21 protein-coding genes and 1 riboswitch are annotated in these 18,624 nt (G+C 39.2%); all 21 genes read left to right on the top strand.

Annotation, left to right across the window (positions count from 1 at the left end):
- The first annotated feature begins 29 nt into the window (after positions 1-29).
- The 21 genes from IGL36_RS06795 (at position 30) to parE (ending at position 18,624) form a co-directional block, all read left to right on the top strand.
- Entirely contained in the window at positions 30-473 is a 444-nt protein-coding gene (locus IGL36_RS06795; RefSeq protein ID WP_002363995.1) for a EutP/PduV family microcompartment system protein, read from the top strand.
- Entirely contained in the window at positions 470-1,051 is a 582-nt protein-coding gene (locus IGL36_RS06790) for a cob(I)yrinic acid a,c-diamide adenosyltransferase (protein WP_002371113.1), read from the top strand. Before IGL36_RS06795 ends, IGL36_RS06790 begins: the two co-directional genes overlap by 4 nt.
- A gap of 44 nt (positions 1,052-1,095) precedes the next feature.
- A riboswitch (adenosylcobalamin (AdoCbl) riboswitch) is annotated at positions 1,096-1,245 on the top strand.
- 292 nt (positions 1,246-1,537) lie between these two features.
- Positions 1,538-2,668, top strand: a complete 1,131-nt coding sequence (locus tag IGL36_RS06785) for a 1-propanol dehydrogenase PduQ (RefSeq protein WP_002378260.1) — start codon at positions 1,538-1,540, stop codon at positions 2,666-2,668.
- A 159-nt stretch (positions 2,669-2,827) separates the two neighbouring features.
- Positions 2,828-3,175: an ethanolamine utilization microcompartment protein EutS gene (gene eutS, locus IGL36_RS06780; protein ID WP_010716993.1), complete on the top strand. Its 348-nt coding sequence runs from the start codon at positions 2,828-2,830 to the stop codon at positions 3,173-3,175.
- A 27-nt stretch (positions 3,176-3,202) separates the two neighbouring features.
- A complete protein-coding gene (locus IGL36_RS06775; RefSeq protein ID WP_002357503.1) occupies positions 3,203-3,775 on the top strand; it encodes an ANTAR domain-containing response regulator in 573 nt (190 codons plus the stop codon).
- The gene (locus tag IGL36_RS06770; protein WP_002366726.1) at positions 3,776-5,209 is read left to right on the top strand and encodes a sensor histidine kinase; all 1,434 of its coding nucleotides are present in this window, start codon (positions 3,776-3,778) and stop codon (positions 5,207-5,209) included.
- Positions 5,210-5,275: 66 nt separating this feature from the next.
- Positions 5,276-6,724, top strand: coding sequence for an ethanolamine ammonia-lyase reactivating factor EutA (gene eutA, locus IGL36_RS06765; protein ID WP_002382341.1), 1,449 nt, complete (start codon positions 5,276-5,278; stop codon positions 6,722-6,724).
- Between the two features lie 17 nt (positions 6,725-6,741).
- A complete protein-coding gene (locus tag IGL36_RS06760; RefSeq protein WP_002357506.1) occupies positions 6,742-8,106 on the top strand; it encodes an ethanolamine ammonia-lyase subunit EutB in 1,365 nt (454 codons plus the stop codon).
- Positions 8,107-8,123: 17 nt separating this feature from the next.
- Positions 8,124-9,035: an ethanolamine ammonia-lyase subunit EutC gene (gene eutC / locus IGL36_RS06755; protein WP_002363986.1), complete on the top strand. Its 912-nt coding sequence runs from the start codon at positions 8,124-8,126 to the stop codon at positions 9,033-9,035.
- A 13-nt stretch (positions 9,036-9,048) separates the two neighbouring features.
- A complete protein-coding gene (gene eutL / locus IGL36_RS06750) occupies positions 9,049-9,702 on the top strand; it encodes an ethanolamine utilization microcompartment protein EutL (RefSeq protein ID WP_002357509.1) in 654 nt (217 codons plus the stop codon).
- 13 nt (positions 9,703-9,715) lie between these two features.
- The gene (locus tag IGL36_RS06745; RefSeq protein ID WP_002357510.1) at positions 9,716-10,234 is read left to right on the top strand and encodes a BMC domain-containing protein; all 519 of its coding nucleotides are present in this window, start codon (positions 9,716-9,718) and stop codon (positions 10,232-10,234) included.
- Positions 10,225-11,703, top strand: coding sequence for an acetaldehyde dehydrogenase (acetylating) (locus tag IGL36_RS06740; protein ID WP_002357511.1), 1,479 nt, complete (start codon positions 10,225-10,227; stop codon positions 11,701-11,703). The genes IGL36_RS06745 and IGL36_RS06740 overlap by 10 nt, the downstream gene beginning before the upstream one ends.
- A gap of 123 nt (positions 11,704-11,826) precedes the next feature.
- Positions 11,827-12,117, top strand: coding sequence for a BMC domain-containing protein (locus IGL36_RS06735; protein WP_002357513.1), 291 nt, complete (start codon positions 11,827-11,829; stop codon positions 12,115-12,117).
- 67 nt (positions 12,118-12,184) lie between these two features.
- Positions 12,185-12,748: a hypothetical protein gene (locus IGL36_RS06730; protein ID WP_002398304.1), complete on the top strand. Its 564-nt coding sequence runs from the start codon at positions 12,185-12,187 to the stop codon at positions 12,746-12,748.
- A 3-nt stretch (positions 12,749-12,751) separates the two neighbouring features.
- Entirely contained in the window at positions 12,752-13,387 is a 636-nt protein-coding gene (gene eutD, locus IGL36_RS06725) for an ethanolamine utilization phosphate acetyltransferase EutD (protein WP_002357516.1), read from the top strand.
- A 14-nt stretch (positions 13,388-13,401) separates the two neighbouring features.
- A complete protein-coding gene (locus tag IGL36_RS06720; protein WP_002398303.1) occupies positions 13,402-14,001 on the top strand; it encodes a TIGR02536 family ethanolamine utilization protein in 600 nt (199 codons plus the stop codon).
- A gap of 12 nt (positions 14,002-14,013) precedes the next feature.
- Complete coding sequence (locus tag IGL36_RS06715) at positions 14,014-14,277, top strand: EutN/CcmL family microcompartment protein (RefSeq protein ID WP_002398302.1); 264 nt, start codon at positions 14,014-14,016, stop codon at positions 14,275-14,277.
- Positions 14,278-14,289: 12 nt separating this feature from the next.
- A complete protein-coding gene (eutH, locus tag IGL36_RS06710) occupies positions 14,290-15,390 on the top strand; it encodes an ethanolamine utilization protein EutH (RefSeq protein WP_002357520.1) in 1,101 nt (366 codons plus the stop codon).
- 12 nt (positions 15,391-15,402) lie between these two features.
- A complete protein-coding gene (locus IGL36_RS06705; RefSeq protein WP_002357522.1) occupies positions 15,403-15,846 on the top strand; it encodes an ethanolamine utilization protein EutQ in 444 nt (147 codons plus the stop codon).
- 87 nt (positions 15,847-15,933) lie between these two features.
- Entirely contained in the window at positions 15,934-16,362 is a 429-nt protein-coding gene (locus IGL36_RS06700) for a CoA-binding protein (protein ID WP_002365680.1), read from the top strand.
- A gap of 204 nt (positions 16,363-16,566) precedes the next feature.
- Positions 16,567-18,624: a DNA topoisomerase IV subunit B gene (gene parE, locus IGL36_RS06695; RefSeq protein ID WP_002381887.1), complete on the top strand. Its 2,058-nt coding sequence runs from the start codon at positions 16,567-16,569 to the stop codon at positions 18,622-18,624.

The following is an 18,624-nucleotide window of genomic DNA, read 5'->3' as shown; positions in this document are numbered from 1 at the left end:
CTTTGGGCTCCTTTTTTATGGAGGTAGCGATGAAACGAATCATTTTAATGGGAGCTATCGGTTGTGGCAAAACCACGTTATGTCAAGCTCTGCAAGGCAAAGAATTAATTTATGATAAAACACAGGCGGTGGAATTTCATACAGAAATGATTGATACACCAGGCGAGTTTATTTTGCATCGACAATATTATAATGCGTTAAACGTCACAGCGGCAGAAGCAGATGTGATTGGTTTGGTTCAAAGTGCTGTAGAAACACAACAAGTTTTTTCACCAGGATTTGGTAGTATTTTCCCGAAAGAAATCATTGGTATTTTAACCAAGATTGATTTAGCACAAGATTCTCAGCAGTTAGAGATTGTTCGGCAACAATTAAAAAGTGCGGGTGCAACAAGAATTTTTGAAATTTCTTCTGTTGAAAAAATTGGCTTGCAAGAATTAGTAGATTATTTAGAGGAGGATGAAGCAGAATGAAAATTTATACAAAAACTGGCGATAAGGGAATGACGAAATTAGTCGGCAGCTCAACCGTCGCTAAGGATTCTGATCGAGTTGAAAGTTATGGAACGATTGATGAATTGAATTCTTGGGTCGGCTATATTATCAGCCAACTTCCACAAGAAAATCAAGAAATTAAAGAAGAACTAGAAGCTTTACAACATTTACTTTTTGATGCGGGAACAGATTTGTCAACACCGATTGAAGCACAACGACCATTTAAATTACAAAAGGAAAGTGTGCATTGGCTAGAACAGCGGATTGATTTCTACACTGCACAATCACCAGATATTGATCGTTTTATTTTACCTGGCGGAACCCCAGCAGCCAGTATGGTTCATGTGGCTCGGACGATTGCACGGCGCGCAGAACGCATCATTGTTCGTTTAAATTGGACAGCCAAAATTAACGAAGAGGTATTAATTTTTACCAATCGTTTATCAGATTATTTTTATGCGTTGGCTCGCTATTTAAATGTTCAAGCACAACGACCTGATGTTTTTTATGAACGAAGCGAAATGGTTTTCCATAAAATTAAAGAAGATGGATTGTAAACAGTTGCTTTTCTAAAAAACTTATGGTAAATTTCAGATAGATTAAACGAATATTTTATGAAAAATATGAATGGAAGCCAGTGAGAATCTGGCACGGTCCCGCCACTGTGAAGAAGCAAGGTTGCTTTTAAGTCAGGTCTTTTCATTTTTTCATTATTGGGCATGCTGTTTCGAGGCAAAACAGGATGTTTATTAACAACGCTTGTGTTGAAAATCCAGCCCAAGATATTTGTATTAATCCAATTAATGGCACGAGGAAGTGCTTTTGGGAATTTTGGGCTGGTCTTTCAATGTTGAAGGAGATTTCAGGTACAATGACGTACTGCTATATTCCCTTTTTTTATTGACAATTAATTAAAGGCGTTGTACTCTATGGATAAGGTTTCGTGTACAATGGCGTATACATAAGGAAGCAAAGACGCTTCAGACAGATGATTTTTCGTTTGTTTGAAGTGTCTTTTTGTATTTTATTAAGGAGGAATTGAGATGAAAACAATTCATTTCCCTACCGAACTATGGGTAGGAGAAGGCGCATTAGCCAATTTGGAAACACTTCATGATAGACGTGTTTTCATTGTCACAGATCCATTCATGGTTGACTCTGGATTTGTGAATGAAGTGACAAAGCATTTAACAAAAAGTGAATGGCAAATTTTTAGTGATATCATCCCCGATCCACCAATTGATAAGATTGCTGCGGGAATTAAGCATTTAGCGACATTTCAAGGAGATACGATATTAGCTTTAGGTGGGGGATCCGCTATTGATGCGGCCAAAGCAATGAAATTTTTTGGCAAACGTACTTTGCAAACTCAGATTGCTGAGTTTATTGCGGTTCCTACAACTAGTGGAACTGGTTCAGAAGTTACGAATTTTTCAGTGATTACGGTTGCTGAAACTGGCACCAAAATCCCGCTTGTAACGGATGAAATTCAACCAGAAATTGCGATTTTAGATACAAATTTAGTGATGAGTGTGCCACCAAAAATCACAGCGGATACAGGAATGGACGTCTTAACGCATGTTATTGAAGCGTATGTTTCAACAGAAGCAAATCCGATTTCAGATGCGTTGTGCGAAAAAGTCGTTCGCTTAGTATTCGACAATTTAGAAATAGCCTTTAATGAGGGTAGCAACCAACAAGCCCGTGAAAATATGCATTTAGCTTCATGTATGGCAGGGATGGCGTTTAATGTTACTTCGTTAGGCTTGAATCACGGTATTGCTCATGCGGCCGGTGCGCGTTTACATGTGCCACATGGACGAATGAATGCGATGCTCTTACCGGAAGTCATTGCATATAACAGTGGCTTAGCGAATGGCAAAGTCACCAACGAACCAACAGCTAAACGTTATGCGCAGTTAGCAAATTGTCTAAATGATACACAGACAACCAATGCACGGATTGGTGTTCAACAATTTATTCGACAAATCAAGCAACTCCGTCAAAAATTAAACATGCCTGCCACTTTTAGTGATTATGGTTTACCAAAAGAAGAAGTCCAAGCTGCAATCCCAAAAATAGCTGAAGGCGCATTGATGGATGGCTGCACCAAAACAAATCCTGTCCAACCAACAACAGAAGAAGTGACAAAAATTTTAAATTCTATCTTATAAGCGATTGACAGGATGAAATCGATAACATATAATGTGGGTAGCACAACGGCGTGCTTCAAAATTTAAGAGCAAAGAAGCTCCTTAGTAGAAAGCGAAAGTGGAACCTTTACGTTTTTTATTGAGGATTTTTTATTTGCTAAATTAAAGGAGCGAGTCTGGTTGGAAGAAAAACAACGAATGATTCAAGAATATGTTCCTGGGAAACAAGTAACGTTAGCGCACATCATTGCTAGTCCTAATAAAGAAATTTATACAAAATTAGGGTTGCCAGAAGGCTCCAGCAATGCACTAGGTATTTTGACAATCACTCCGAGCGAAGCGGCAATTATCGCTGTTGATATTGCGACTAAAAGCGGAGATATCCAAATCGGTTTTATTGATCGTTTTTCTGGATCGGTGGTCATTTCTGGTGACGTAAGCTCAGTGGAAGCGGCCTTACAAGCGGTGATTGAAGGTTTACAACAGATTTTAAACTTTTCTGTAACTTGTAAAATTACCAGAACATAGCGTTGAAAGGACAAGGGCGTGAAGAAAATGGATGGACGAATTGTAATAGTCGATGATGAACCTATTACGAGACTCGATATTCGTGATATTGTGATAGAAGCAGGGTACGAAGTAGTCGGTGAAGCGGCCGATGGTTTTGAAGCAATTGAAGTATGTAAAAAAACACAACCTGACCTAGTATTAATGGACATTCAAATGCCAATTTTAGATGGTCTAAAAGCAGGTAAAAAAATTGTTCAAGACCAACTAGCCAGTAGTATTGTCTTTTTATCTGCATACAGTGACGTACAAAATACGGACAAGGCTAAAAAATTAGGCGCACTGGGTTATTTAGTTAAACCTCTAGATGAAAAATCATTAATACCTACAATTGAAATGAGCATTGAACGAGGCAAACAAACGCAGCTGTTACTAAATCAAATCGATAAATTAAGTTTAAAATTAGAAGAACGTAAAATTATCGAAAAAGCCAAAGGTATTCTTGTAAAAGAAAATCATATATCGGAAGAAGAAGCCTACCAAATGTTGCGTACGTTAAGTATGAACAAACGCGCACGTATGAGTGAAATTGCAGAATTGATTGTAATGGATGATGAATAAATGAAACGATTAGAGCAATTATGTCACCAATATACCAATCTTTCAGAATCAGACATTAAAGAATTACAACGTACAGCACGTTATCTTTCTTCGACGACACTGTATCAAAGTGCAGATGTTTTTATTGATGTGTATAAGGAAATGTCACAGCAAGCACTAGTCGTTTATCATAAGCCGCCTGCGAAGACAACTTCTTTATATAGCGGAGATGTCGTCGGGATGGAAGCTTTATTAAAAAATGAACCTGGTGTTCTGCGTACCATGCAGACTAGCTTAAATAGCATTGGTTTGTTAGCAGTGACTCAGGAAAATCGTTTGATTAAGCAAAATATCTATCCCATTCGCAATGAACATCGAACGATTGGTGTCATTATTGTCGAGATTGCGGCAGATGAAGAGATTCAAGCGGACTTACAAAAAGAGGAGCTAAATAACTGCCAGTTAGCAAAAGTAGCGAAATCAACTAGTCAAGTCGACGCATTATTTATTGATCAATTGGCAGAAGCCGTTTTGATTTTTGATGCGGCGGGTCACTTATTAATTACCAATCACAATGCACAAGAGCTTTATCGCAAACTTGGTTATCGGGATAATATCATTGGAATGAATTATGACAATTTGTCCATCGATTATACAACTTTTGAATATGTGTTGTATCAAATGAAATATAAAATGAGTAATCAACCAATTGAAAGCAAAACGACCTACCTTAATTATTATTTTAAGGTTCGGAAAGTGTGGTTGGCATCAGAAGAACAACTGATTATGATTATTCAAGACAATACAGAATTTAAAGAAAAAGAAGCGGAAATTATTTCCAAATCTGTTGCGATTCGTGAAATTCATCATCGTGTTAAAAATAACTTGCAATCGGTGGTTTCCTTATTGCGTATTCAAGAACGGCGAACGCAAAGCCCCGAAGCAAAGAAAGTCCTTCATGAAAGTGTCAATCGAATTATGGCGATTGCAGCCACCCATGAATTGCTGTCAAAACAAGTCAAAGATGACGTTGCTTTACGGCAAACATTGGAAGCAGTGATGTATAATTTTAGACATCTTTTTCAAGGCGCACAACCCATTGAGATGATGATGGATGTTGATCCAGCCATTATGGTTTCTAGCGAACAAATGGTCACCATTTCCCTTGTTGTCAACGAACTATTACAAAACATTTTTGATCATGCATTTGAGCCACAAACAAGTGGCGTTGTTAAACTTAGTGGAACATTAGATAATAAGATGATTACCATTACTGTTACAGATAATGGTAAAGGCTATGACGTTCATCAAAGTAACGAGACCAGTTTAGGTTTGATGATTGTCAAAAGCTACGTAAAAGATAAATTAAAAGGAAAAATTACAATTGAATCCAATAAACAGGGAACTAAAACCTGTTTCTATTTCGAACAGAACACCAGTGATGTTGTTCATTGATTAAGCAAAGGCGCTTAAAGAAAAGTAGAAAGAAATTTTCTAACGATTCTTTAAGTGCCTTTTTGTATGCAAAAGGAGGCGAGTCAGGCGATGTCGAAGGAAACACTTTTAACCGTAGGGATTGATTTAGGGACGTCTACAACCCAATTAGTCTTGTCAGAATTAACTGTTGAAAATTTTGCCTCTGCGTTTACAGTACCACGTATCAGCATTTCTGATAAAAAAGTCATTTACCGAAGTGACATTATCTTTACACCCTTACTTAACCAATCAGAAATTGATGCAGAACCTATCAAAGCGTTTGTAGCGGAGCAATATCGCCAAGCAGGCATTCATAAACAAGATATTCAAATGGGTGCGGTAATTATCACAGGTGAAACTGCTCGAAAAAGCAATGCCAACAATGTGCTACGAGCACTTAGTGGCTATGCAGGTGATTTTGTCGTTGCTACGGCCGGACCTGATTTAGAAAGTATCATTGCCGGGAAAGGCGCTGGTGCTCAAACTTATTCTGAAACGAAACGCAAACCAGTGGTTAATTTAGACATTGGTGGTGGAACGACAAATTTAGCTGTCTTTAAAGATGGTGAAGTGATTGATACGGCTTGTTTTGACATTGGCGGACGCTTAATTAAATTAGATCAACAACAAAAAATCACCTATATAGCTCCGAAGATTCAAGAAATTATAAATAAAAAAGGGCTAACCTTGCACCTTGGTGACCAAGCCACCGAACAAAACTTACTGCCAATTATTTCGGAATTAGTTGCCGTGTTAGAAAATAGCATTGGCTTGGGGACACAAAGTCCGTTCTACCAGTTATTAGTAACGAACCATCCACTACGAAAAGGTGAGGAATTACCAATTGTAACATTTTCTGGTGGTGTGGCTGATTGCTTAAATACGACAAGTACGAATCTCTTTAAATATGGGGACATCGGCTTACTTTTAGGGAAATACTTGAGAAAGTCACTGATTTTTTCGGAAAAAGAAGTCTTAGAAAGCGCAGAAACAATCCGAGCGACGGTCGTCGGAGCAGGTTCACATACTGCTGAAATTAGCGGAAGCACGATCGCTTATCGTGAGCAAATTTTGCCGGTAAAAAATATCCCAATTCTAAAATTAGCGCAAGAGGATGAAACCCTTACTGTGACAGAATTAGGCCAGCGAATCCAAGAAAAACTCAATTGGCATCGTATTGAAGAAACACCCCAGATTGCCCTAGCAATTAGAGGCATGAGCAATCCAACATTTGCTGATATTCAACGCTATGGTCAAGGGATTGTGGAAGGATTAGCTAGTTTAGTTGCTGAACAAATTCCCATTATTGTTATGGTGGATGAAGACATGGCGAAAGCTTTAGGGCATGCCTTAAGTGCCCATCTGCCAAAAGACTATCCGTTTATCTGTCTTGACTCGGTCAAAGTAGAAAACGGTGATTATGTAGATATCGGCTTACCAGTGGCAGAAGGGGCCGTCCTTCCAGTCATTGTTAAGACCTTAGTATTTAATTAAAAAGGAGCGACACAAAGATGATTTTAAAAACCAAACTATTTGGCAAAGTCTATCAATTTACATCCGTTAAAGAAGTCTTAGCCAAAGCCAATGAAGAAAAGTCTGGCGACAAGTTAGCTGGCGTAGCTGCTAATTCAGCCGAAGAACGCGTGGCGGCGAAAGTCGTTTTATCAGAATTGTCCTTAAATGACTTGTTTAACAATCCCGTCGTTGATTATGACGAAGACGAAGTGACACGCATTATTATTGACCAAGTCAATATGCGAATTTTTGAAAGTATTAAACATTGGACAGTCGCAGAATTACGCGAATTTATCTTATCTTCGGAAACAACCGATTTTGATATCAAACGAATTTCCCGTGGACTCACTTCTGAAATGATTGCTGCTGTCTGTAAATTAATGTCCAACATGGATCTAATTGTTGGCGCAAAAAAAATCAATATTGAAAAAACCGCCAACACAACGATTGGCCGTCCCGGAACTTTTTCAAATCGTTTACAGCCGAACCATCCAACCGATAATGTCGATGGCATTATGGCTTCAGTTATGGAAGGTCTTTCTTATGGCGCCGGTGATGCTTTAATTGGTTTGAATCCTGTTGATGATTCTACAGAAAGTGTTAAACGAATCTTAAACAAATTTGAAGAGTTCCGTAGCGAATGGGAAATTCCAACACAAACTTGCGTGCTTGCTCACGTAACGACACAAATGGAAGCCATGCGTCAAGGCGCGCCAACTGGCTTAGTCTTTCAATCCATCGCTGGTTCAGAAAAAGGGAACACAGCATTTGGTTTAAATGCAGAAATTTTAGCTGAAGCACAAGATTTAGCACTTCACAGTGGTCAAGCAGCTGGTCCTAATGTGATGTATTTTGAAACAGGTCAAGGCTCAGAACTTTCTTCTGAAGCGAACTTTGGCGCAGACCAAGTCACAATGGAAGCGCGTTGTTATGGCTTAGCCAAAAAATTTGATCCGTATATTGTAAATACCGTTGTCGGCTTTATTGGACCAGAATATCTTTACGATTCAAAACAAGTCATCCGCGCTGGTTTAGAAGATCATTTCATGGGCAAATTAACAGGAATTTCAATGGGCTGTGATGTCTGCTACACCAACCATATGAAAGCTGATCAAAATGATATGGAAAACTTAGCAATGTTATTAGCAACAGCTGGTTGTACGTATATCATGGGGATTCCTCATGGCGATGATGTCATGTTAAATTATCAAACAACTGGGTTCCATGAAACTGCGACGATTCGTGAAACATTAGGCTTACGTCCAATTAAAGAATTTGAAGAATGGATGGAAAAAATGGGCTTAATGGAAAACGGAAAATTAACAAGTCGCGCTGGCGATGCATCTGTATTTATTAAATAAACGAGGTGAGAATACAAATGAACGAAAAAGAATTAAAAGAAATGATTGCCGGAATTTTAACAGAAATGGTCGCTGACAATCAAGCGGTTTCGACTGCCACTGTGACTGCTGAAGAAAAACCAGTCACAACACACGTCACTGAAACGACAGAAATTGAAGAAGGCCTAATTCCTGACATTACTGAAGTAGATTTACGTAAACAATTACTATTGAAAAATGCCGTTGATCCTGAAGCACTATTAAAAATGAAAGCTTTCTCGCCAGCTCGTTTAGGCGTTGGTCGTGCAGGGACGCGTTATATGACTAGTTCAACATTACGTTTCCGAGCGGACCATGCGGCAGCACAAGATGCGGTCTTTTCAGACGTAAGCGAAGACTTGGTAAAAGAAATGAATTTTATTTCTACAAAAACAATCTGTAACAGTAAAGATGAATATTTAACACGTCCAGATTATGGTCGTCAATTTGATGAAGAAAATAGTGAAATCATTCGGAAAAATACGACACCAAAAGCCAAAATCCAAATGGTCGTAGGGGATGGCCTTAGTTCAGCTGCTATCGAAGCGAATATTAAAGAAGTCCTACCAGCAATTAAACAAGGATTAAACATGTACAACTTAGATTTCGACAATGTAGTTTTTGTTAAATATTGTCGCGTGCCAGCAATGGATAAAATTGGTGAAATCACTGACGCTGATGTTGTTTGCTTGCTAGTTGGCGAACGTCCTGGTTTAGTAACAGCTGAATCTATGAGTGCCTACATTGCTTACAAACCAACTGTTGGTATGCCAGAAGCCCGGCGGACAGTTATTTCAAATATTCATAAAGGTGGGACACCGGCTGTTGAAGCAGGGGCCTACATTGCCGAAATTATTAAAAAAATGTTAGACAAGAAAAAATCTGGTATTGATTTAAAAGAAGCTGAATAAAGGAGGATTTCTCATGAAAAATGATCGTCTAGGCGCAAATGTCCTAAGTATGAAAGTCATTCCCAATGTCGATCCGGCATTAGCAAAAGAATTATCATTGAAACCAGAACATCGCTCATTAGGAATTGTTACTTCCGATTGTGATGATGTCACTTATGTTGCATTAGATGAAGCAACCAAAGCCGCCGATGTTACTGTAGTTTATGGTAAAAGTATGTATGCTGGCGCAGCAAATGCTTCAACCAAATTAGCCGGTGAAGTGATTGGCATTATTGCTGGTCCGAGTCCTGCCGAAGTCAATAGTGGCTTGAGTGTCATTACGCAAGTCATTGAAGAAGAAGCCAGCTTCTATAGTGCTAACGAAGATGACAGCATTGTTTATTTTGCACATGTAGTATCAAGAACGGGTAGCTTTTTATCTGAACAAGCGAATATTCCTGAAGGTGAAGCGATTGCTTATCTGATTGCACCACCGCTAGAAGCAATGGTTGGCTTAGATGCAGCAATGAAAGCTGCCGATGTTCAAATGGGTGTCTTTTATGGCCCACCTTCTGAAACGAACTTTGGCGGCGCCTTATTGACAGGTAGTCAATCTGCATGTAAAGCTGCTTGCAGTGCGTTTGAACAAGTCATTCAAAATATCGCTGACAATCCGTTGAGTTATTAAGGATGTGACCTGAATGAAAGCATTAGGAATGGTCGAAGTCAAAGGATTTTTAGGTGCCATTAGTGTGGCCGATGCGGCATTGAAAGCCGCCGACGTTACTTTGTTAAAAGCTGAAATTATTAATGGCGGTTTAACAACTGTGGAACTGATTGGTGACGTTGCCGCGGTTCAAGCTGCCGTTGAAGTAGGCACGGAAGTAGCTAAAGAATTAAATTGTTTAATTGCTCATCATGTGATCTCACGGGTTGATGCTCAAACGGAAGTAATTTTATCAGATCCAGAACCTAAGTCAGCACCTGAACCGATGGAACAAGTAGAAGTAATTGAAGAAGAGATTGAAACACCAGATTTGGAAGAACACACTGGCACACGCCAAAAATTAGAAACACAACGCGTGGTTGATTTACGCAAACAAGCCTACAAAATGAACCTAAGTAGTTTAAAGAAAAGTGAGATTAAATTTGCCAATAAAGAAGCTTTAATTCAAGCAATCATGGCTGAAATAGAAAGAAGTGAAGACGAGTGGAATTAGTAGATAAAGACTTACGTTCCATCCAAGAAACAAGAAATTTAATCAGAAAAGCCAAAGAGGCACAGCAAGTATTAGCAACATTTTCGCAAAAACAAATCGATGCGATTGTTCAAGCGGTTTCAGAGGCTACATTTAACCAACGAGAAAAGTTAGCGAAAATGGCCAATGAAGAAACAGGATTTGGTATCTATGAAGATAAAATCATCAAAAATGCTTTCGCTTCAAAAGTAGTATATGACGAAATGAAGGACAAAGCTACAGTTGGTGTGATCCATGATGATGCTGCCAAAAAAGTCACTGAAATTGCTGTCCCAGTTGGTGTAATTGCAGGATTAATTCCTTCTACCAACCCGACATCAACAGTCATTTACAAAGCATTAATTTCATTAAAAGCTGCCAACAGCATTGTTTTTTCACCACATCCCAATGCGTTGAAATCGATTATTGAAACAGTGGAAATTATCCAAAAAGCGGCTATTGCTGCAGGGGCACCAGAAGGTTGTGTCTCGGTCATCAAAACGCCAACCATGCAAGCGACCAGCGAATTAATGAAAAATAAAGAAACAAATTTAATTTTAGCTACTGGTGGAAACGCAATGGTTAAAGCAGCGTACTCTTCTGGAACACCAGCAATCGGTGTTGGGCCTGGTAATGGACCAGCCTACATCGAACGAAGCGCAAATGTTCCTCATGCAGTGAAACAAATAATGGATTCAAAAACTTTCGATAACGGTACAATTTGTGCATCGGAACAATCAATTATTGTTGAAACTGTCAACCGTGAAGCGGTCAAAGAAGAGTTAATTAAGCAGGGAGCGTATTTCTTAAGTCCAGCCGAAGCCGACAAATTAGCTAAATTTATTTTACGACCAAACGGTACAATGAACCCGCAAATCGTGGGTCGTTCCGTTCAACATATTGCTTCATTAGTTGGTTTATCTATTCCAAAAGATCGCCGCTTAATTGTTGCCGAGGAAACACATGTAGGCTTGAAATATCCATTTTCAAGAGAAAAATTGGCACCGATTATTGCTTTCTATACAGTTGAAAACTGGGAAGCAGCTTGCGCGTTATCAATTGAAATTTTGAAAGGTGAAGGTGCGGGTCATACGATGGGTATTCACACAGAAAACAAAGAAGTCATTCGTGAATTTGGCTTAAGAAAACCCGTCTCTCGTTTGCTTGTTAACACCTCTGGTACACTTGGCGGAATTGGTGCTTCAACTAACTTAGTGCCAGCATTAACACTTGGTTGTGGCGCAGTTGGTGGCAGCTCAACTTCTGATAATATTGGGGTTGAAAATCTGTTCAATTTACGTCGTGTTGCATATGGCGTGCGTGATTTAGAAGAGATTCGTCAAGAATTTGGTCAAACATCAACCACATCTGTGGCTACTTCTTGCGAAACAACCAATCAAGAAGAACTAGTAAATGCCGTGGTAGCTCAAGTTTTAGCTCGCTTAAACTAACAAGAAACGAGCGAGTAAGAGTAAAACAAATAAATTATTGGATTTAGGGTTTGGGACCTAAGTCAAATTGCTAATTGTCCCAAATTTTTAAAAATAAAACATACATCTTAGGAGGAAATTATAATGTCAAGTACAAATGCTTTAGGAATGATCGAAACTCGTGGTTTAGTAGGTGCTGTTGAAGCAGCCGATGCAATGGTGAAAGCGGCAAACGTTACTTTAATTGGAAAAGAACAAGTCGGTGGCGGTTTAGTTACAGTAATGGTTCGCGGTGACGTTGGTGCCGTGAAAGCAGCAACAGATGCTGGTGCTGCTGCAGCAGAACGTGTTGGCGAATTATTATCTGTCCATGTAATTCCACGTCCACATACAGAAGTAGACGCTATTTTACCACACGCAACAACTGAATTATAATTTTGATTTTTTGGGGCAGAGGTAGGTTCATTACTTCTGTCCTAAACTTTCATTGAGGAGGGGTGTTATGACAGTTATTACAGAAGATATGCTTCGCATCAAAAGGCTAAAAAAAGAACTAGAAGATGGCACGGATTTTGTGTTTCCTGTAGGCAGTTTTCTGACGCCAGCCGCCAAAAGCTATCTACGCGAGCATCGGATTAATAGCAGCTTCTCTTCAACAAACCCATTGCTTTCTGAGGTTCATTCAGTGAAGGCCTCCTCACAAAAACAAAAACATTTATCAAAAGAAACAATTTATGAGATTCGGCACTTAAGCCATCTATTGTATTTGCCTTTCTTAACGAATGAAGCGTTATCAACAGAAGGTTGGTTATATTTCGAACAACAACAACTGTGGTTAGAGAAATTTATTTTAGAACAGTCGCTTGTAATGGAACCAGTCATTTTGGAATCAAAGGTAAGTATTCTAACTAACCAACAAAGACAATGGCGCTATTCCTCAAAAGAAGTTCAATTACAACTAGATAAAATTATTCTCCAGTTAAAAGGAGAATCACAACTGTTCGGCCTTTTTCAATCTTGGGCTACAGAATTAATTAGCACCATGGCTGAAATATCACGAAACTAGGAGATGAACAAATTGGATTCAATGAATGAAATTGTTGAAGAAGTTGTTAAACGAATTCAGCAACAACAACAAAATACTTTTGAAGTTGAAGCTTCTGGCCGACATGTTCATTTGTCTCGTCAAGAGATTGATGCATTATTTGGACCAGGATATCAACTAACAAAAGTGAAAGATTTATCACAACCTGGACAGTTCGTTTGTAAAGAACGAATTACGGTTGCTGGACCTAAAGGACTTTTTCAAAATGTGGTTATTTTAGGCCCTGAACGTAGCGAATCACAAGTCGAAGTTTCTATGACAGATACGCGTATTTTAGGAATTAATGCCCCAGTTAGAGAGAGTGGCAAGACAGAAGGGACACCAGGCGTCACGCTGATGAACGGATCAGCAGTTGTGACATTAAGTCACGGCTTAATTGTTGCCAAACGTCATATTCACATGACACCCGAAGACGCCTTAAAAAATAAAGTAAGCAATAGCCAAATTGTACAAGTCAAAGTGGAAGGCACACGTCCGTTAATCTTTGATGATGTGGTTGTGCGAATCAGTCCGCGATTTGCAACGTACATGCACATTGACTACGATGAAGCCAACGCTTGCGGCTTAACCAAAGGAGCTCGTGGCTATATTCTTAAGTAAAAGGAGGCAAGACAATGAACGTTTCTGAAATGGAAAATTTGATTCAACAGATTACTGATCAAATTTGTCAACAATTGCTGTCGTCGTCTTATTCAGTGGCTTTAGCAGAAGCAAAAGAAGCATTTCCTGAAGAAATGTTTGTTCGTTTTCCTGATGTAAATTGGGTAACCAAGGAGCAGAAGCTAGCACGAGGCTTGGTTGTAAAGAGGCTAACGATTTCCCAAGTAAATGCGATTGCGCATTTACAGGAAACGGATGAATTAGTCAAAAACATCTTAGCATTCTTATTTGAAGGTAAGCCGGTATTGATTTTAACCCCAATACCTTCAGTGACTAAAAATTCACGATTGAAGTATCGTTTGAAACAAACGATTCAGGAAAACGTGGACATGTGCCAACAGTTTGGGATGATTTTTTATCATGATTCAGAAAATTACGCTGTGTTTCAGGCGGCCTGTCAAAAACAACTTCGTTCTTTAGCTGAGACCAAACGAACCTACATTACTGAAAAACAATTGATAAGAATGACAGAATCAGGTGTTTCTTTAAGTAAAAACGCCTATTTAACCCCGTTAGCGAAAGATTATGCTAGGAAACATCAATTGCTGACGTAAGGAGGAAAAACGATGCTTTTAGGAAAAGTGACTGGTAGCCTTTGGTCAACAAGAAAAGATGAAAAATTAAATGGCTGGAAATTTATGAAGGTTGATATTTTGAATCAAGAGGACGAAAAGCAAGGATTTTTAATTGCTGCTGACAACGCTGGAGCTGGTGTCGGGGACAAAGTGTTAATTAGTCAAGGCAATGCTGCCCGTATTTCGGCAGAAGATCCGAATGTCCCAATTGATGCAATGATTGTTGGTGTCATTGATTCTACAGAGGAAGAATAGGGAGGACGAGACATGAGCATTAATGAAATTATTATGTATATTATGGTTCTTTTCATGATTATTGGAGGAATCGATAAATGTATTGGCAACAAACTAGGTTTAGGGGAGCAATTTGAGGAAGGGATTATGGCTATGGGTTCTCTAGCGCTTTCTATGGTAGGGATTATCACTTTAGCGCCTGTCTTAGCCAATCTTTTAAGTCCGATTGTCGTTCCTGTCTATGAATTACTAGGGGCTGATCCAGCAATGTTTGCCACAACCTTATTGGCTAATGATATGGGCGGCTTTGCGTTAGCGCAACAATTAGCCAATGATCCACAAGCTGGTTTATTTGCGGGGGCAATCTTAGGCGCAATGATGGGGCCAACGTTAGTCTTTACAATTCCAGTAGCGCTTGGCATTATCCAAAAAGACGACCAACAATTCTTAGCAACGGGTGTTTTGAGCGGGATTATTACAATTCCTTTTGGTTTATTAGCAGGTGGTTTAACAGCGGGCATGCCATTGTCATTGATTATTCCTAACTTAATTCCAATTATTATTGTTGCCGCTTTAATTATTTTAGGTTTATGGTTAGCGCCAAAAGGCATGATTAAAGGCTTCCAAATTTTTGGTCAAGGCGTAGTGATTGTCGCTATCTTTGGTTTAGTTGTGGGGGCGATTCAACTATTATTAGGAATTACAGTGATTCCTGGCATTGCACCAGTTACTGAAGGAATTGAAGTCGTTGGCGGGATTGCTTTAACTTTAGCTGGCGCTTTCTGTTTAGTAGCTGTGATTACGAAAGTCTTTAATAAACCATTGATGAAACTAGGAAAAGTTTTAGGAATGAATGAAGTAGCGGCTGCAGGAATGGTTGCTACATTAGCTAACAATATTCCCATGTTCCAAATGTTAAAAGACATGGATAATCGAGGAAAAATTATTAATATCGCTTTTGCTGTTTCGGCTTCTTTCGTTTTAGGTGACCACCTTGGTTTTACTGCAGGCGTAGCAAAAGAAATGATTTTTCCAATGATTGTTGGCAAATTAGTTGGAGGGATTACCGCCATTTTTGTGGCTATCTTTATGGCAAATCGAATGCTAGGGAAACCCGAAACAGAAGTGAAATAATGAGGTGTAAATATGACAGAATTAAATCGTGAAATGATTGAAACGCTTGTTCGACAAATTGTCACAGAAAAATTAATGCCGACTAAACAAGTGGATCCAAGTGGAATTATGTCCATCAAATTACCCGAAATCGACGTAACAGAAGACGATCGCTTAGATACAGGCAACCCAGCGGACATTGTTTACACAAAAGATCTGTTTTCTTTAGAAGAAAGCCCGCGCCTTGGTTGCGGTTTAATGGTGATGAAAGATACCACCTTCGACTGGACACTAGAATACGATGAAATTGATTATATTATTTCAGGACAATTAGATATACTGATTGACGGACGTAAAATTTCTGCAACAGCCGGCGAAATTATTTTAATCCCGAAAAGTAGCAAAATTCAATTTTCAGTGACGGGTGATGCCCGCTTTGTCTACGTGACTTATCCAGCAGATTGGCAAAGCCAATAATTATTTTACCGGCAGTCAGAGAATTATTTTGCCAAAACCCTTTACTCAGCGTTATAATAAATAAGAACGAAAAAAGGGGTTGAGTGAATGACATTTGAGAATCCAAGTCAAAATCAAATTTTTGATATTCTAAAACAAGCAAAAAATATTGCGGTGGTTGGTTTGAGTAACAAGCCCGACCGCACGAGTTACAAAATTGCGGAAATTTTACAGCAACATGGCTATCGTGTGTTACCTGTCAATCCAGTTTTAAAAGGTGAAACGGTGCTTGGCGAAACGGTTTATGGGACATTAACAGAGATTCCTGAAAAGATTGATATTGTTGACGTCTTTCGGCGGAGTGAATTTTTGCCAGAAGTGGCCGCAGAAACATTGAAAACAGAAGCGCCTGTCTTTTGGGCCCAACTAGGTTTGGAAAATGAAGAGGCAGCGAACTTGTTATTAAATGAAGGTCGTCAAGTTATTATGGACCGTTGTATTAAAATTGAATTGGCAAAAATGGCAGATGCTGAATAAACACGTGTAATTTTATAAAGAAAGAGCGTCCTGAACGGAAAGCTCTTTTTTTTTTGACCCAGATAGAGTATTATTGTAATGATGGTTTTAGAAGGAGCGAACGGAAAACGCAAGAAACCGGCTCACTCTTCTTCTAATTCTTTAAGAAATAGTTAATGTACGCTTATTAACTAAACGAGAATCTAAGTATAAGGAGTTTTTTCTTTGGCTAAAAAAATTAACAATGAGTACAATGATGCCTCTATCCAAGTCCTAGAAGGATTGGAAGCAGTGAGGAAAAGACCTGGTATGTATATCGGTTCAACCGATAGCCGTGGACTCCATCACTTAGTCTATGAAATTGTCGATAACGCAGTCGATGAAGCGTTATCTGGCTACGGGAATGAAATCAACGTAACTATCCAAAAAGATAATAGTATTTGTGTTGCAGACTCTGGCCGCGGAATGCCAACAGGGATGCATGCTTCTGGTATCCCAACAGTAGAAGTAATTTTTACTGTCTTACATGCGGGTGGTAAGTTTGGCCAAGGTGGCTATAAAACTTCAGGCGGACTCCATGGGGTGGGTGCCAGTGTTGTTAATGCCTTATCTAAGTGGTTAGAAGTTCATATTGTTCGTGATGGCGTAGAATACATGGAACGATTTGAGGACGGCGGTAAACCAGTTGGTACCTTAAAAAAAATCGGAAAAACAAAAAAACGCAACGGCACCTCCGTTACTTTTTTACCTGACGACACCATTTTCTCTACGACAAATTTTTCTTACGAAATTTTAGCAGAACGTTTGAGAGAATCAGCTTTCTTATTAAAAGGCGTCAAAATTACTTTAACAGATGAACGTGGGGAAGAACCCAAAGAAGAAGTCTTTCACTACGAAGAAGGCATTAAAGAATTTGTTGCCTATCTAAATGAAGAAAAAGATACATTAACACCCGTTGTTTATTTTTCAGGAGCCAAAGAAGGTATTGAAGTTGAATTAGCTTACCAATACAACGATGGCTATTCTGAAAATGTTTTATCTTTCGTTAACAATGTCCGCACAAAAGATGGCGGTACCCACGAAGTCGGTATGAAAACGTCAATGACAAAGGCGTACAATGAATATGCACGGAAAGTGGGACTATTAAAAGAAAAAGATAAAAATTTAGAAGGTAGCGACTTCCGTGAAGGCTTAGCAGCCGTCCTTTCTATTCGAGTACCAGAAAACTTACTACAGTTCGAGGGCCAAACCAAAGGGAAATTAGGTACACCTTTAGCAAGAACCGTTGTCGATAACGTCGTAGGCGAACAAATGGGCTTCTATTTACAAGAAAACAGTGAAATGAGTCAATCATTAATTCGGAAAGCGATTAAAGCCCGTGAAGCCCGTGAAGCGGCTCGCAAAGCCCGTGAAGAAAGCCGGAACGGTAAAAAACGGAAAAAAGGTGAATCGTTACTTTCTGGAAAATTAACACCGGCTCAATCTAGAAATCCTAAGAAAAATGAACTATATCTTGTCGAAGGAGACTCGGCCGGTGGCTCAGCAAAACAAGGACGCGACCGGAAATTTCAAGCCATTTTACCGCTACGAGGAAAAGTCATTAATACGGAAAAAGCGAAAATGCAAGACATCTTGAAAAACGAAGAAATCAATACTATGATCTATACAATTGGCGCAGGCGTCGGTCCTGAATTTTCAATTGAAGATTGTAATTATGATAAAATCATCATCATGACCGATGCGGATACCGATGGTGCCCATATTCAAGTGTTGCTATTAACGTTCTTCTATCGTTATATGAAACCATTAATTGAAGCCGGCAAAGTCTACATTGCCTTACCACCTCTTTATAAAGTCTCTAAAGGAACTGGAAAAAAATCAGTCATTGAGTATGCTTGGACTGATGGTGAATTGGCAGAAGTGATTGATAAAGTTGGTAAAGGCTATATGCTCCAACGCTATAAAGGTTTGGGGGAAATGAATGCAGAACAACTTTGGGAAACAACGATGGATCCTGAAACTAGAACCTTAATTCGTGTTCGGATTGATGATGCAGCTCAAGCAGAACGCCGTGTGACCACATTAATGGGCGACAAAGTCGAACCTCGTCGAAAATGGATTGAACAACATGTTCAATTTACGTTGGAAGAAGATGGCAGTATTTTAGATCGTTCAGAAGAAGACACTTCTGCACCAACAGGAGAAAGTCTTTTAGATGCGGAAAAAACAAAAGAAGCAGAACAAACCGATGACACTGAAATCAGTTTGTTTGACATAGAGTAG

It is taken from the genome of Enterococcus sp. AZ011 (assembly GCF_050548355.1).
GTDB classification, from domain to species: domain Bacteria; phylum Bacillota; class Bacilli; order Lactobacillales; family Enterococcaceae; genus Enterococcus; species Enterococcus faecalis.
The sequence above is the reverse complement of the archived record's forward strand: the minus strand, read 5'-3'. Positions and strand labels throughout refer to the sequence as shown.

Excerpts from the sequence above, each read along its gene's own strand:
- IGL36_RS06795 (WP_002363995.1), top strand. The coding sequence starts at position 30 with ATGAAACGAATCATTTTAATGGGAGCTATCGGTTGTGGCAAAACCACG.
- IGL36_RS06790 (WP_002371113.1), top strand. The coding sequence starts at position 470 with ATGAAAATTTATACAAAAACTGGCGATAAGGGAATGACGAAATTAGTC.
- IGL36_RS06785 (WP_002378260.1), top strand. The coding sequence starts at position 1,538 with ATGAAAACAATTCATTTCCCTACCGAACTATGGGTAGGAGAAGGCGCA.
- IGL36_RS06775 (WP_002357503.1), top strand. The coding sequence starts at position 3,203 with ATGGATGGACGAATTGTAATAGTCGATGATGAACCTATTACGAGACTC.
- IGL36_RS06770 (WP_002366726.1), top strand. The coding sequence starts at position 3,776 with ATGAAACGATTAGAGCAATTATGTCACCAATATACCAATCTTTCAGAA.
- eutA (WP_002382341.1), top strand. The coding sequence starts at position 5,276 with ATGCAAAAGGAGGCGAGTCAGGCGATGTCGAAGGAAACACTTTTAACC.
- IGL36_RS06760 (WP_002357506.1), top strand. The coding sequence starts at position 6,742 with ATGATTTTAAAAACCAAACTATTTGGCAAAGTCTATCAATTTACATCC.
- eutC (WP_002363986.1), top strand. The coding sequence starts at position 8,124 with ATGAACGAAAAAGAATTAAAAGAAATGATTGCCGGAATTTTAACAGAA.
- eutL (WP_002357509.1), top strand. The coding sequence starts at position 9,049 with ATGAAAAATGATCGTCTAGGCGCAAATGTCCTAAGTATGAAAGTCATT.
- IGL36_RS06745 (WP_002357510.1), top strand. The coding sequence starts at position 9,716 with ATGAAAGCATTAGGAATGGTCGAAGTCAAAGGATTTTTAGGTGCCATT.
- IGL36_RS06735 (WP_002357513.1), top strand. The coding sequence starts at position 11,827 with ATGTCAAGTACAAATGCTTTAGGAATGATCGAAACTCGTGGTTTAGTA.
- IGL36_RS06730 (WP_002398304.1), top strand. The coding sequence starts at position 12,185 with ATGACAGTTATTACAGAAGATATGCTTCGCATCAAAAGGCTAAAAAAA.
- eutD (WP_002357516.1), top strand. The coding sequence starts at position 12,752 with ATGAACAAATTGGATTCAATGAATGAAATTGTTGAAGAAGTTGTTAAA.
- IGL36_RS06720 (WP_002398303.1), top strand. The coding sequence starts at position 13,402 with ATGAACGTTTCTGAAATGGAAAATTTGATTCAACAGATTACTGATCAA.
- IGL36_RS06715 (WP_002398302.1), top strand. The coding sequence starts at position 14,014 with ATGCTTTTAGGAAAAGTGACTGGTAGCCTTTGGTCAACAAGAAAAGAT.
- eutH (WP_002357520.1), top strand. The coding sequence starts at position 14,290 with ATGAGCATTAATGAAATTATTATGTATATTATGGTTCTTTTCATGATT.
- IGL36_RS06705 (WP_002357522.1), top strand. The coding sequence starts at position 15,403 with ATGACAGAATTAAATCGTGAAATGATTGAAACGCTTGTTCGACAAATT.
- IGL36_RS06700 (WP_002365680.1), top strand. The coding sequence starts at position 15,934 with ATGACATTTGAGAATCCAAGTCAAAATCAAATTTTTGATATTCTAAAA.